We start from the raw sequence: 13,827 nt of genomic DNA on the forward strand, positions 1-13,827 counted from the left end.
TTCCGGCATGGGGCCCGGGGACGATCACGCACGGCGCGATAATCCGCCTTCCCGGCCGCCGTCGAGCCGGGCCCTGCCGAGATGTCATGAACCCCAGCTACAAACCCAGCGACGTCGAGTCCGCTGCCCAGGCGCAATGGCGCGCCGCCGATGTCTACCGTGTCACCGAGGACGCGAGCCGCAAGAAGTACTACGCCTGCTCGATGCTGCCGTACCCGAGCGGCAAGCTGCACATGGGCCACGTGCGCAACTACACGATCAACGACATGCTCACGCGCTACCTGCGCATGAGCGGCTACAACGTGCTGATGCCCATGGGCTGGGACGCCTTCGGCCTGCCGGCCGAGAACGCGGCGCTGAAGAACGGTGTGCCGCCGGCCAAGTGGACCTACGAGAACATCGCCTACATGAAGGGCCAGCTCCAGGCCATGGGCCTGGCGATCGACTGGAGCCGCGAGATCGCCACCTGCGATCCGAGCTACTACAAGTGGAACCAGTGGCTGTTCCTGAAGATGCTCGAAAAGGGCATCGCCTACCGCAAGACCCAGGTCGTGAACTGGGACCCGGTCGACCAGACCGTGCTGGCCAACGAGCAGGTGATCGACGGCAAGGGCTGGCGCACCGGCGCCACGGTCGAGCGCCGCGAGATTCCGGGCTACTACCTGAAGATCAGCGACTACGCCGAAGAGCTGCTCGAGCACACCCAGCACAAGCTGCCGGGCTGGCCCGAGCGCGTCAAGCTGATGCAGGAAAACTGGATCGGCAAGAGCGAAGGCCTGCGCTTCGCGTTCACGCATGACATCCGGGACGCGAGCGGCAAGCTCATCCAGGACGGCCGCATGTACGTGTTCACCACGCGTGCCGACACCATCATGGGCGTTACCTTCTGCGCCGTCGCGCCCGAGCATCCGCTCGCCGCGCACGCCGCCACGCTCGACCCGAAGGTCGCGGCCTTCATCGAAGAATGCAAGGGTGGCGGCACGACCGAAGCCGAGCTGGCCACGCAGGAGAAGAAGGGCGTGCCCACGGGCCTGACCGTCAAGCACCCGATCACCGAGGAGCAGGTGCCGGTCTGGGTGGGCAACTACGTGCTGATCGGCTACGGCGACGGCGCCGTGATGGGCGTGCCCGCGCACGACGAGCGCGACTTCGCCTTCGCCAACAAGTACGGCATCGAGATCATCCAGGTCGTGCTGGTCGACGACGAGCCGCACTTCGACTATCACAAGTGGCAGGACTGGTACGGCGACAAGCAGCGCGGCGTGACCATCAACTCTGACAACTTCAGCGGCATGACCTACAAGGAGGCCGTGGCCGCCGTGGCGCATGCGCTGGGCCAGAAGGACCTGGGCGAGCTGCAGACCACGTGGCGCCTGCGCGACTGGGGCGTGAGCCGCCAGCGCTACTGGGGCACGCCGATCCCGATCATCCATTGCGAAGAGCACGGCGCGGTACCGGTCCCCGAAAAGGACCTGCCCGTGGTGCTGCCGACCGACTGCGTGCCCGACGGCTCGGGCAACCCGCTGGCCAAGCACGAAGGCTTCCACGCCGGCGTGGTGTGCCCGGTGTGCGGCAAGGCCGCGCGGCGCGAGACCGACACGATGGACACCTTCGTCGATTCGTCGTGGTACTTCATGCGCTACTGCGACCCGACCAACGACAAGGCCATGGTCGCCGAGGGCGCCGACTACTGGATGCCGATGGACCAGTACATCGGCGGCATCGAGCACGCGATTCTTCACCTGCTGTACGCGCGCTTCTGGACCAAGGTCATGCGCGACCTGGGCCTGGTGAAGGCCGACGAGCCCTTCGCCAAGCTGCTCACGCAGGGCATGGTGCTCAACCACATCTTCTACAAGCGCAACGAGAAGGGCGGCAAGGATTACTTCCCGCCGCTCGAAGTCACGGCGGTGCTCGACGCACAGGGCCGCATCACCGGCGGCACGCTGGCCGACGGCACCAAGGTCGAGTACGGCGGCGTGGGCAAGATGGGCAAGAGCGAACGCAACGGCGTCGACCCGCAGGACCTGATCGAGAAGTACGGCGCCGACACCGCGCGCCTGTACACCATGTTCACCGCGCCGCCCGAAGCCACGCTCGAGTGGAACGACGCGGCCGTCGAAGGCAGCTACCGCTTCCTGCGCCGCGTGTGGAACTACGGCGTGGCCCAGGCCGACGTGGCGCCGGTGGCGCTCGCCGGCCAGAGCTTCGGCAAGCCCGCCCAGGCGCTGCGCCGCGAGGTGCACACCGTGCTGCGCCAGATCGACTACGACTACCAGCGCATGCAATACAACACGGTGGTGTCGGGCGCGATGAAGCTGCTCAACGCGCTCGAAGGCTTCAAGCCCGACGGCAGCGCGGGCGACGCGGCCGCCGCGCGCGAGGGCTTCGGCATCCTGCTGCGCTGCCTGTACCCGGCCACGCCGCACATCGCGCACCAGCTGTGGCAGCAGCTCGGCTACGACAAGGCATCGGGCGACCTGCTCGACGCCCCCTGGCCCGTGGTCGACGTGGCCGCGCTGGCGCAGGACGAGGTCGAGCTCATGCTGCAGGTCAACGGCAAGCTGCGCGGCAAGCTGCTGGTGCCCGCCGGTGCTTCGAAGGACGAGATCGAGCGGCTGGCGCTCGCCTGCGACGACTTCGTCAACTTCGCCGAAGGCGCGCCGGCCAAGCGCGTGATCGTGGTGCCCGGGCGCCTGGTCAACGTGGTCATCTGAACCCGACACTGCAGAACGACGGAAACGACAGACGCATGAACATTCGCAATGCCTCGCAGCCGCGCCGCGGCTTTCTCCTGGGCCTCGGCGTGGCAGGCGCTTCGCTGGCCCTGTCCGGCTGCGGCTTCGCGCTGCGCAAGGCGCCGAACTTCGCGTTCAAGACGCTGTCGCTCGAAGGCAATACGGCGCTCATCAACCAGCTGCGGCGCGAGCTGCGCGCGGCCGGCAACGTGACGCTGGTGCCCAAGGAAGAGGCCAGCACCGCCGACGCCGTGCTCGTGGTGCTGGGCGAGGACCGCGATCGCTTCGTGATCTCGACCAACTCCGCCGGCCTGCTGCGCGAGCTGCAGCTGCGCCTGCGCGTGCGCTTCAGCCTGCGCACGCCGGGCGGCAAGGAATTGCTGCCGGCGTCCGAGGTCTCGCAGACGCGCGACCTGAGCTTCAACGAAACCAACGCGCTGGCCAAGGAAGGCGAGGCCGACCTGCTGTTCCGCGACATGCAGGCCGACATCGCGCAGCAGCTGATGCGCCGGCTGGCGGCGGTGCAGTCCCTGTAAGCGTCGTTTCCGTTCTTTTTTCAATGCAACTTGCCAGTGCCCAGCTCGGCGCCCACCTGCAAAAGGGCCTGAAGCCGCTTTACACGATCCACGGCGACGAGCCGCTGCTCGCGCAGGAGGCGGCCGATGCCATCCGCGCCGCCGCGCGCGCCCAGGGCCACACCGAGCGCAGCTCGTACACCGTGGCCGGCGCGCACTTCGACTGGAGCGCGGTGCTGGCGGCCGGGGGCTCGCTCTCGCTGTTCGCCGACAAGCAGATCGTCGAGATCCGCATTCCTTCGGGCAAGCCCGGCAAGGACGGCAGCGTCGCCCTGCAGCAGCTGGCCGAGGGCGCGCCCGGCAACGACAGCACGCTCACGCTGGTGATGCTGCCGCGCCTGGACAAGGCCACGCGCACCGGCGCGTGGTTCTCGGCGCTGGAGAACAACGGCGTGAGCATCCAGGTCGACCCGATCGAGCGCGCCGCGCTGCCGCAATGGATCGCCCAGCGTCTGGGGCTGCAGAACCAGCGCGTGATGCCCGGCGACGAAGGCCAGCGCACGCTGCAGTTCTTTGCCGACCGTGTCGAAGGCAACCTGCTCGCCGCGCACCAGGAAATCCAGAAGCTCGCGCTGCTGCACCCGGCGGGCGAGCTGAGCTGGGAGCAGGTCGAGGGCGCCGTCAACAACGTGGCGCGCTACGACGTGTTCAAGCTCTCCGAGGCCGTGCTGGCCGGCAATCCGCAGCGCGTGGCGCGCATGCTCGACGGCCTGCAGGCCGAGGGCGAGGCCGAGGTGCTGGTGCACTACACGATCGCCGAGGACATCCGCGCCCTCAAGCGCGTGAAGGACGCCATGGCCGCCGGCCGTCCGCTGCCGATGGCGCTGCGCGAGAACCGCATCTGGGGCCCGCGCGAGCGCGCCTTCGAGCGCGTGCTGCCGCGCCTGGACGACCGCATGCTGACCCGGCTGCTGCGCGCGGCCCACCTGGTCGACGGCATCTGCAAGGGCCTGAAGCAGCCCGACTGGCCCGCCAGCGGCTGGCAGGCGCTGCAGCGGCTGGCGCTGATGCTGTGCCGCGCCTGCAGCACGGCCGCGGCGCCGCGCCGGGCCTGACGCTCCCGCCGTCGATCGCCATCAAAAGGCCCGCGTCAGCCGGGCCGAAGGTCCGCGTGGGAAAATGCGCGCCATGAACGCGTTCAACGTCAGCGAGCACATGCAGACCCTCGGTCTGCAAGCCAAAGCCGCTGCATTCCTCATGGCCCGTGCGGATGCAGCTACCAAAAACAGAGCACTGAAAGCGCTGGCCCGGCGCCTGCGCGATGCCGGCCCCGCGCTGGCCGTCGCCAATCAAAAGGACCTAGAGCGCGCCACGGCCGCCGGCCTCTCGGCCCCGATGGTCGACCGGCTCAAGCTCACGCCCAAGGTCCTGGAGACCGTGGCCGAGGGCTGCGAGCAGCTGGCCGGCATGGCCGACGTGATCGGCGAGATCATCGGCATGAAGCAGCAGCCCAGCGGCATCCGCGTGGGCCAGATGCGCGTGCCGATCGGCGTCTTCGGCATGATCTACGAGAGCCGCCCCAACGTGACCATCGAGGCCGCGAGCCTGGCGATCAAGTCGGGCAACGCCGCCATCCTGCGCGGCGGCTCGGAAGCCATCGACTCCAACAAGGCGCTGGCGCTCCTGGTGTCCGAGGCGCTGGCCGAAGCCGGCCTGCCGGTCGATGCGGTGCAGCTGGTGCAGACCACCGACCGCGAGGCCGTGGGCCAGCTCATTGCCATGCCCGAGTTCGTCGACGTGATCATTCCGCGCGGCGGCAAGGGCCTGATCGAACGCATCAGCCGCGACGCCAAGGTGCCCGTCATCAAGCACCTGGACGGCAACTGCCACGTCTACGTGGACGACACGGCCGAGTTCGACATGGCGCTGCGCATCGTCGACAACGCCAAGACCCAGAAGTACAGCCCCTGCAACGCCGCCGAAGGCCTGCTGGTGGCGGCCTCGGTGGCCGACCACTTCCTGCCCGAGATCGCCGCCATCTTCGCCGCCAAGGGCGTCGAGATGCGCTGCGACCCGGCCGCCGCCGCGATCCTGCGCGCCAGCGAGGCGCACCATCCGCAGGCGAAGGTGATCGATGCGGTCGAGTCCGACTGGTCCGAGGAGTACCTGGCCGCCGTCATCAGCGTCAAGGTGGTGGCGGGGCTGGACGAGGCCATTGCGCACATCAACCGCTACTCGAGCCACCACACCGACGCCATCGTCACGCGCGACCACATCAACGCCCAGCGCTTCCTGCGCGAGGTCGATTCGGCCAGCGTGATGGTGAATGCGAGCACGCGCTTCGCGGACGGTTTCGAGTACGGGCTGGGCGCCGAAATCGGCATCAGCACCGACAAGTTCCACGCGCGCGGCCCGGTCGGCATCGAAGGCCTGACCTCGCTCAAGTACGTGGTGCTGGGGCAGGGCGAAGTCCGCGGTTAATCGGGGTCCGAAGGGCCGGGGCCATCGGGCCGGCGGCGCGGCGAGGCCCGTGCCGCGGTGTTCTTGCAACGTGTGTTGTGGATTGGGGTGCTTTGTTCTCTTTGACTGCTTGTCATCGGGCGCGCCATCCCCAAATCCTACAATTCCACTCCACCTTTAAGCACAAAACCAACAAGGCCGCTGCATGGTTCCGCATCTCGTCACTGCCCTGACCGGCCCGATCAACGAACTGGAGCAGCGGGTGCTCGACTCGATGCCCGCCATCGAGCGCTGGTTCCGCCTCGAGTGGATGGAGCACACGCCGCCGTTCTACAGCGCCGTCGACATCCGCAACGCGGGCTTCAAGCTCGCCCCGGTCGACACCAACCTGTTCCCGGGCGGCTGGAACAACCTCACCAAGGAAATGCTGCCGCTGGCGGTGCAGGCCGCGCAGGCGGCCATCGAGAAGATCTGTCCGGAGGCGCGCAACCTGCTCGTCATTCCTGAAAACCACTCGAAAAACACCTTTTATCTCGCCAACGTCGCGCAACTGGTGCGCATCTTCCACATGGCGGGCCTCAATGTGCGCATCGGCTCGATCGACCCGGCCATCAAGTCGCCCAAGAAGATCGAGCTGCCCAACGGCGAGACCGTGACGCTCGAACCGGTGGTGCGTTCCAAGCGCCGCCTGGGCCTGAAAAACTTCGATCCCTGCACAATTCTGCTCAACAACGAGCTTTCTGCAGGAACGCCGGGCATCCTCGAAGACCTGCACGAGCAGTACCTGCTGCCGCCGCTGCACGCGGGCTGGTCGGTGCGCCGCAAGAGCAACCACCTGCACAGCTACGAAGAGCTGTGCAAGCGCTTCGGCAAGCTGCTGGGCATCGATCCCTGGCTGATCAACCCGATCTACGCGCGCGCCGAAGGCGTCGACGTGGCCGAGGGCCGCGGCATCGACGTGCTCACCAGCCATGTCGACGCGGTGCTCACCAAGGTGCGCCGCAAGTACAAGGAATACGGCATCAACGAGAAGCCCTTCGTGGTCGTCAAGGGCGGCCACAGCGGCAGCGGCAGCCCCGGCGTCGTGACCGTGCGCGACGCCAAGGAGGTCGAGGCGCTGATCGGCAAGTCGCGCACCGCCACCTCGTCGCCCGCCAAGACCAGCGCCGGGCGCGACCTGCGCGAGCCCACCGAGCTGATCGTGCAGGAAGGCGTGCTGACCAACGAGCGCGTGCACAACGGCGTGGCCGAGCCGGTCGTCTACATGATGGACCGCTACGTGGTGGGCGGCTTCTACCGTGTGCACGCCGAGCGCGCCGCCGACGAGAACCTCAAGCAGCCGGGCGCCAGCTACGTGCCGCTGGCCTTCTCGGAAAGCGCGCAACTGCCGCAGCCGGGCGCCAAGCCCGGCGCCAGCGCCCCCAACCGTTTTTACATGTATGGCGTGGTGGGCCGTTTGGCCATGGTCGCGGCCAGTTACGAGATGGAAGCGACCGACCCGGACGCCGAAATCTACGAATGAGCGGCGGGGGCGGGTTGCGGCGTCAGCGGGCAACGGCAAAATAGCGGCCCCACAGCAACGGAACCAAAAGGGCGGAGGGATGCGCGGCGCGGCCGCGGCACCCCGGCGTGACTGACGCGTCGATCATTGCGAGCCAACCTTTTCCCATCGACCCCCGTGTCAGCCCCCAAAAACATCTCTGCCGGCCTCATCGTCGGCGCCATCGGCGTCGTCTACGGCGACATCGGCACCAGCGTTCTCTATGCGGTCAAGGAAGTCTTCGGTCACGGCCATGTGCCGTTCACCGTGGAGAACGTCTACGGCATCCTGTCGATGTTCTTCTGGACCCTCACGGTCATCGTGTCGATCAAGTACGTCGTGCTCGTGCTGCGCGCCGACAACGAAGGCGAGGGCGGCCTGGTCGCGATGCTCGCGCTGGCCTCCCAGGCCGTGGCCGACAAACCGAGGCTGCGCCAGCTGCTGCTGATCGTCGGCATCTTCGGCACCTCGCTCTTCTATGGCGACGGCGTGATCACGCCGGCCATCTCGGTGCTCTCGGCGGTCGAGGGCCTGGAGGTGGTGTCGCCGCACTTCAAGCACTACGTGATCCCGATCACGCTGGTCGTGCTGTTCTGCCTGTTCGCGGTGCAAAAGCGCGGCACGGCGGGCATCGGCAAGTTCTTCGGCCCCGTCACGCTGGCGTGGTTCGCAGCCATCGCCGTGCTGGGCGTGTGGCAGATCGCGCACCACCCCGAGATCATCAAGGCGCTGAGCCCCTGGTACGCGCTGAAGTTCATCTGGGACAACCCGGGCACCAGCTTCATCCTGCTGGGCGCCATGGTGCTGTGCGTGACCGGCGCCGAGGCGCTGTACGCCGACCTGGGCCACTTCGGCAAGAAGCCGATCCGCATCGCGTGGTTCTCGGTCGTCATGCCGGCGCTCACGCTCAACTACCTGGGCCAGGGCGCGCTGCTCCTGGAGAACCCCGAGGCCGTGAAGAACCCGTTCTTCATGATGGCGCCTGAATGGGCGCTGATTCCGCTGGTGCTGTTGGCCACGCTCTCGACGGTGATCGCCTCGCAGGCGCTCATCACCGGCGCCTTCAGCGTCACGCGCCAGGTGATCCAGCTGGGCTACCTGCCGCGCCTGAACATCGAGCACACCAGCGTGCGCACGGCGGGGCAGATCTACATTCCGCTGGTCAACTGGGGCCTGTTCGTGGCCATCGTGATGGCGGTCGTGATGTTCCGCACCTCGAGCAGCCTGGCCGCGGCCTACGGCATTGCCGTGACCACTGACATGCTGATCACCACGATCCTCACCTTCTTCGTGATCCGCTACGCGTGGAAGCTGCCGCTGGCGCTGTGCATCGCCTCGACCGCGATCTTCTTCGTGGTCGACTTCCTGTTCTTCGCCTCGAACCTGCTCAAGCTGTTCGAAGGCGGCTGGTTCCCGCTCCTGATCGGCGGCGCCGTGTTCACGCTGATGGTCACCTGGAAGGAAGGCCGCCGCCTCATGGGCGAGGCGCAGCATGCCGACGCGATCGACCTGAAGTCGTTCCTCGGCTCGGTGTTCATGAGCCCGCCCGCGCGCGTGGACGGCACGGCCGTGTTCCTCACGGCCGAACCGGGCGTGGTGCCCAACGCGCTGCTGCACAACCTGAAGCACAACAAGGTGCTGCACGAGCAGAACATGTTCGTCACCGTGCGCAACCACGAGGTGCCCTGGATTCCGATGGACAAGCGCATCGAGATCGAGGCGCTGGGCAACCACTGCTGGCAGGTCATCGTGCACTACGGCTTCAAGAACGACATCGACCTGCCGCGCGCGCTCGACAACGCGCGCATGCGCGGCTGCCAGCTCGAGCCGATGACGACCAGCTACTTCCTCTCGCGCGACGTCGTGATCCCCACGCTGGGCAGCGGCATGGCGCCGTGGCGCGAGAAGCTGTTCGCGCAGATGCACCACAACGCGAGCGGCGCGGCGGCCTTCCTCGGGCTGCCCAACAACGCCGTGGTCGAGTTGGGTTCGAAGATCGAGATCTGAGGCGCGCAGCGCCAGGCCGCGCGCCCCGGCAGAATCGCGGCATGCGATTCTTCAAGGACCTGAGCCTTTCGGCCTTCACCGCGGGCTTCGTCGCCGTGCTCGTGGGTTTCACGAGTTCGGTGGCCATCGTGTTCCAGGCCGCCCAGGCCTTCGGCGCCACGCCTGAAATGGCGGCTTCGTGGATGTGGGCGCTGGGCATCGGCATGGGGCTGGCCTCGGCGCTGCCCTCGCTGTGGTGGCGCAAGCCCGTCATGATTGCCTGGAGCACGCCCGGCGCGGCCGTGCTGGCCGTGGCCGGCGCGGGCTACGGCATGGGCGAGGCGGTGGGCGCCTTCATCGTCTGCGCGGTGCTGATCGTGCTCGCGGGCGCCACGGGCTGGTTCGAGCGCGTGATGAACAAGATCCCGATGGCCATCGCCTCGGCGCTGCTGGCCGGCGTGCTCGCGCGCTTCGGCATCTCGGCCTTCACGGCGGCGCAGACCGCGCTGCCGCTGGTGCTGCTGATGCTCGCCACCTACCTCGTGGGCAAGCGCCTGCTGCCGCGCTACGCGGTGCCGCTCACGCTGCTGGTGGCCATCGCCTTCACGGCCGCGCGCGGCGAGCTGGCGTGGTCCTCCGTGCACTTCTCGCTCACCTGGCCGGTGTTCACGGTGCCGGTCTTCACCTGGCAGGCCATCGTGAGCCTGGCGCTGCCGCTGTTCGTCGTGACCATGGCCTCGCAGAACCTGCCCGGCGTGGCGGCGATCCGCGCCAGCGGCTACAGCGACCTGCCGGTCAGCAAGCTCATCACGATCAGCGGCCTTGCCACGCTGGTGCTCGCGCCCTTTGGTGCCTTCGCGCTCAACCTGAGCGCCATCACGGCCGCCATGTGCATGGGCCGCGAGGCGCACGAAGACCCGGCGCGGCGCTACACGGCGGCCGTGAGCTGCGGCGCCATCTACGTGGTGATCGGCCTGTTCGGTGCGGCCGTCACGGGCCTGCTCACGGCCTTTCCCAAAGAGCTGGTCGCGGCCATTGCCGGGCTGGCGCTGCTGGGCACCATCGGCGGCGGGCTGGCGGCGGCGGTGCGCGACGAGGCGCACCGCGAGGCCGCGCTCATCACCTTCCTGGTCACGCTCTCGGGCGTGACGCTGGCCGGCATCGGCTCCGCTTTCTGGGGCGTGGTGGCCGGCGCGGTGGCGCTGGCGGTGCAGCAGGTCGGCCGCGCACGGGTGCAGCTGCCCATTGAAAAAGCCCCGGCCGGCAAGGACATCGCCGCTTCCGGCAACATGCCGCCAGAAACCCCCTCCACAGCCGCCGCTCCCGGCGCCGGAAAGAACGCCTGATGAAAAACATCCTCTTCGTCGCCGACCCGCTCGATCACTTCAAGATCTACAAGGACACGACCTTCTCGATGATGCGCGAGGCCCAGCGCCGCGGCCACCGCATCGCGGCCTGCTTGCCGCAGGACATCCAGTGGACCTCCGGCGGGCGCGTCTCGGCCGTGGTGCAGCAGATCACGCTGACGGGTGACCCGAAGGACTGGTACCGCGTCGACATCGTCGAATCGAAGGCGCTGAAAGACTTCGACGCCGTGCTGATGCGCAAGGACCCGCCCTTCGATGCCGAGTACATCTACTCGACGCACCTGCTGCAGCAGGCCGAGCGCGAGGGCGCGAAGGTGGTCAACTCGCCGCGCGCGCTGCGCGACCATCCCGAGAAGCTCGCGATCATGGAGTTTCCGCAGTTCGTCACGCCCACGCTGGTCACGCGCAGCGCGCAGGCCGTGCGCGACTTCCATGCCGAGCACGGCGACATCATCCTCAAGCCGCTCGACGGCATGGGCGGCATGGGCATCTTCCGCGTCAAGCAGGATGCGCTGAACCTCGGCTCCATCGTCGAGACGCTCAACAAGGACGGCGCCGAAACCATCATGGTTCAGCGCTTCGTGCCCGAGGTGACGCAGGGCGACAAGCGCATCCTGATCATCGCGGGCGAGCCGGCGCCCTTCGTGCTGGCGCGCATTCCGCAGGGCACCGAGGTGCGCGGCAACCTCGCGGCTGGCGGCAAGGGCGTGGCCCAGCCGCTCACGGCGCGCAACCGCGAGATCGCCGAAGCCATCGGCAAGGTGCTGGCGCCGCGCGGGCTGCTCCTGATCGGGCTCGACGTGATCGGCGACTCGGTCACCGAGATCAACGTGACCAGCCCGACCTGCTTTCAGGAGATCACCGAGCAGACCGGCTTCGACGTGCCGAAGATGTTCATCGATGCGCTCGAGGCGCACCTGGCCGCGGCCTGAATGATCAGAAGTCGACCGACGCCGACAGCGTGAAGGTGCGCGGCGCACCCAGCACCAGGTAGCCGTTGTTCGGATAGCCGCCCACCGAGGCCCAGTAGTTGCGGTTGGTCAGGTTGTCGATGCGCGCACGCAGCGTCACCAGCTTGCCGGCCACCTCGGTGAGGTAGCGCGCGCCGACATCGAAGCGCGTCCAGCCGGGCACGCGCAGCGTGTTGGCGGCGTCGGCGTAGCTCGGGCCCGTGGCCACCACGCGGCCGTCCAGCGACAGGCCGCGCACGCCCGGCACGTCCCATTCCACGCCGAGGGTGCCCTGCGTCTTCGCGATGCCGATGACGCGGCGGCCGTCGGTCGTGGCGTCGCCCGTGGCGCGCTGCTTGGCGTCCAGGAAGGTGATGCCGCCCATCAGGCGCACGCCCTTGGCCGCTTCGCCGAAGGCGGTCAGCTCCAGGCCCTGGTGGCGGTCGCGGCCTTCGGCCACGTAGTAGCCGGCGCTGTTGACGAGGGCGCGCGGCTTGTCGGTCGTGAAGAAGGCCAGGCCGCCGCCGATGCGGCCGCCGTCGAACTTGATGCCGATCTCTTTCTGCTTGGACACATAGGGCGACAGCTGCGTGCCCGCGTTGCGCACGGCGCCGGCGGTCGACACCGTGGGCGCGGTGTCGCCCTTGCTCAGGCCCTCGATGTAGTTCGCATACAGCGACACCTGCGGCTGCAGCTTGAACACGAAGCCGGCCATCGGGCTGGTGCGGCTCTTCTCGTACGCGGTGGGCTTGCCGGTGTCGTAGGCGAAGTCGGTGCTTTCCAGCTTCTGGCGCCGCACGCCGAGCGTGAGCTGCGCGCGGTCGTCCAGGAAGGACAGCGTGTCGCCGATCGCCAGGCTGCTCAGGCGCGTCTGCGTCAGCAGCGCGGGGTTGTCCATGTCGTTGCCGCGGAACGCGCTCGCCGTGTAGGCCGGGATCGGGTAGCCGATGGGCGCGTACAGGTTGGTTTTCAGGGGGTTGAAGAAGTCCCATTTGTAGGCGTTCTTCTCCTTGAGCTGGTAGTACGAGTACGAGGCCACCACCGTGTGGTTCACCGGGCCGGTCGTGAACTTGCCGCGCACGCCGGCCTCGGCCGTGCGGGTGCTGTCCTGGCGCTGGTTCTCGAAGCGCGACATGTTGCCCATGCCGAGGTTGTTCGTCACCGTGAGGCCGGCGAGCGAATTGCCCTCGTGGCTCTTGCGCGCGCCGCCGGCGATCCAGGCCGTGACGCTGTCGGTGAGGTCGTACTCGCCGCGCAGCGAGCCGAAGGTGTCGCGCTCGTTGGAGTAGGTCCAGGGCTGCGCGTAGTTCAGCTGGTTGTCGGGCGCGGACGGCACGCGCGTCACGCCGGCGCCGAGCGTCACGTTCGGGCGCGTGCGCGTGAGCCGGTGCTCCTGGTGGCCGAGGTCCGCCGAGATGCGCGCGTTGCGGCTGCGCCAGTCGAAGCCGACCGAGGCCACGTCGAGCTTGACCTGCTCGGCGTTCACGCCGGTGCCGCCGTCGCGGTGGGCCGCGTTCAGGCGCACGCCCAGGCTCTGGTCGGGCCCGAAGCGGCGCGCGATGTCGGTCGACACATAGCTCTGCGAGCCGCTGGCCGTGCCGAGCGTGACCTGCGTCAGCGGGTCGTTCGGCGCGCGCTTGGGCAGCAGGTTGATGTTGCCGCCGATGCCGCCGCCCGTGGGCGTGGCACCGTTCAGGAAGGCGCTCGCGCCGCGCAGCACCTCGACGCGCTCGAACAGCTCCGACGAGATGTACTGACGCGGCAGCAGGCCGTACAGGCCGTTGTAGGCGATGTCGTCCGAATTCACCACGAAGCCGCGAATGAAGTACGACTCCTGGAAGTTGCCGAAGCCGCGCGCCACGCGCACCGACGGGTCGTTCTGCAGCACGTCGGCCACGCTTTTGGCCTGCTGGTTCTGGATCAGCTCGTGCGTGTAGCTGGTGCTGGAGAAGGGCGAATCCATCATGTCCTGGTTGCCCAGGATGCCCACGCGCCCGCCGCGCGCCACCTGCCCGCCCGCGAAGGGCTTGGTGAGGCCTTCGGCCGAGGCGTCGGCGCTGGCTTCGACGGTGACGGTGCTCAGCGTGCCGCTGGCGGGGGCCGCCGGTTCGGCGGGCGGCGTCTGCGCCAGTGCCGTCAGGGCGTGAAGGGCCAGCAGCGAGGCGGCGACGGTCGGGCGGAGAAAGAAATGGGGAGCGGGCATGAAAGATCGACCGGATGCAAATGAGAACAGTTATTGTTCATTGTTTGCACTCACTCATCGATACTTTC

Annotated in this window: 9 protein-coding genes; 8 read left to right on the plus strand and 1 reads right to left on the minus strand. The window is 68.0% G+C overall.

What is annotated here, in order from left to right; translation table 11 throughout:
* The first annotated feature begins 86 nt into the window (after positions 1 to 86).
* The 8 genes from leuS to gshB all read left to right on the plus strand — a co-directional run bounded on the left by leuS (position 87) and on the right by gshB (position 11,538).
* Positions 87 to 2,717, plus strand: a complete 2,631-nt coding sequence (gene leuS, locus AC07XP_RS08615) for a leucine--tRNA ligase (RefSeq protein WP_369644976.1) — start codon at positions 87 to 89, stop codon at positions 2,715 to 2,717.
* Positions 2,718 to 2,752: 35 nt separating this feature from the next.
* Complete coding sequence (locus AC07XP_RS08620) at positions 2,753 to 3,274, plus strand: LPS-assembly lipoprotein LptE (protein WP_062477729.1); 522 nt, start codon at positions 2,753 to 2,755, stop codon at positions 3,272 to 3,274.
* Between the two features lie 23 nt (positions 3,275 to 3,297).
* On the plus strand, positions 3,298 to 4,368 hold the full coding sequence (gene holA, locus AC07XP_RS08625) for a DNA polymerase III subunit delta (protein ID WP_062477727.1): 1,071 nt from the start codon (positions 3,298 to 3,300) through the stop codon (positions 4,366 to 4,368).
* Positions 4,369 to 4,441: 73 nt separating this feature from the next.
* Positions 4,442 to 5,734 carry a glutamate-5-semialdehyde dehydrogenase gene (locus AC07XP_RS08630; RefSeq protein ID WP_495264373.1) on the plus strand — a complete coding sequence of 431 codons (1,293 nt, stop codon included), beginning with the start codon at positions 4,442 to 4,444 and terminating at the stop codon, positions 5,732 to 5,734.
* Between the two features lie 184 nt (positions 5,735 to 5,918).
* Positions 5,919 to 7,235, plus strand: coding sequence for a glutamate--cysteine ligase (gene gshA / locus AC07XP_RS08635; RefSeq protein ID WP_062477724.1), 1,317 nt, complete (start codon positions 5,919 to 5,921; stop codon positions 7,233 to 7,235).
* Positions 7,236 to 7,391: 156 nt separating this feature from the next.
* Positions 7,392 to 9,260 carry a potassium transporter Kup gene (locus AC07XP_RS08640; protein WP_062477721.1) on the plus strand — a complete coding sequence of 623 codons (1,869 nt, stop codon included), beginning with the start codon at positions 7,392 to 7,394 and terminating at the stop codon, positions 9,258 to 9,260.
* Between the two features lie 41 nt (positions 9,261 to 9,301).
* Positions 9,302 to 10,585: a benzoate/H(+) symporter BenE family transporter gene (locus AC07XP_RS08645; protein WP_495264374.1), complete on the plus strand. Its 1,284-nt coding sequence runs from the start codon at positions 9,302 to 9,304 to the stop codon at positions 10,583 to 10,585.
* Positions 10,585 to 11,538, plus strand: a complete 954-nt coding sequence (gene gshB / locus AC07XP_RS08650; protein ID WP_495264375.1) for a glutathione synthase — start codon at positions 10,585 to 10,587, stop codon at positions 11,536 to 11,538. The genes AC07XP_RS08645 and gshB overlap by 1 nt, the downstream gene beginning before the upstream one ends.
* Before the next feature lie 4 nt (positions 11,539 to 11,542).
* On the opposite strand, the gene AC07XP_RS08655 is transcribed toward gshB, so the two are convergent.
* On the minus strand, positions 11,543 to 13,759 hold the full coding sequence (locus AC07XP_RS08655) for a TonB-dependent receptor (RefSeq protein WP_495264376.1): 2,217 nt from the start codon (positions 13,757 to 13,759) through the stop codon (positions 11,543 to 11,545).
* Positions 13,760 to 13,827 lie beyond the last annotated feature (68 nt).

It is taken from the genome of Variovorax sp. GW531-E2 (assembly GCF_059423125.1).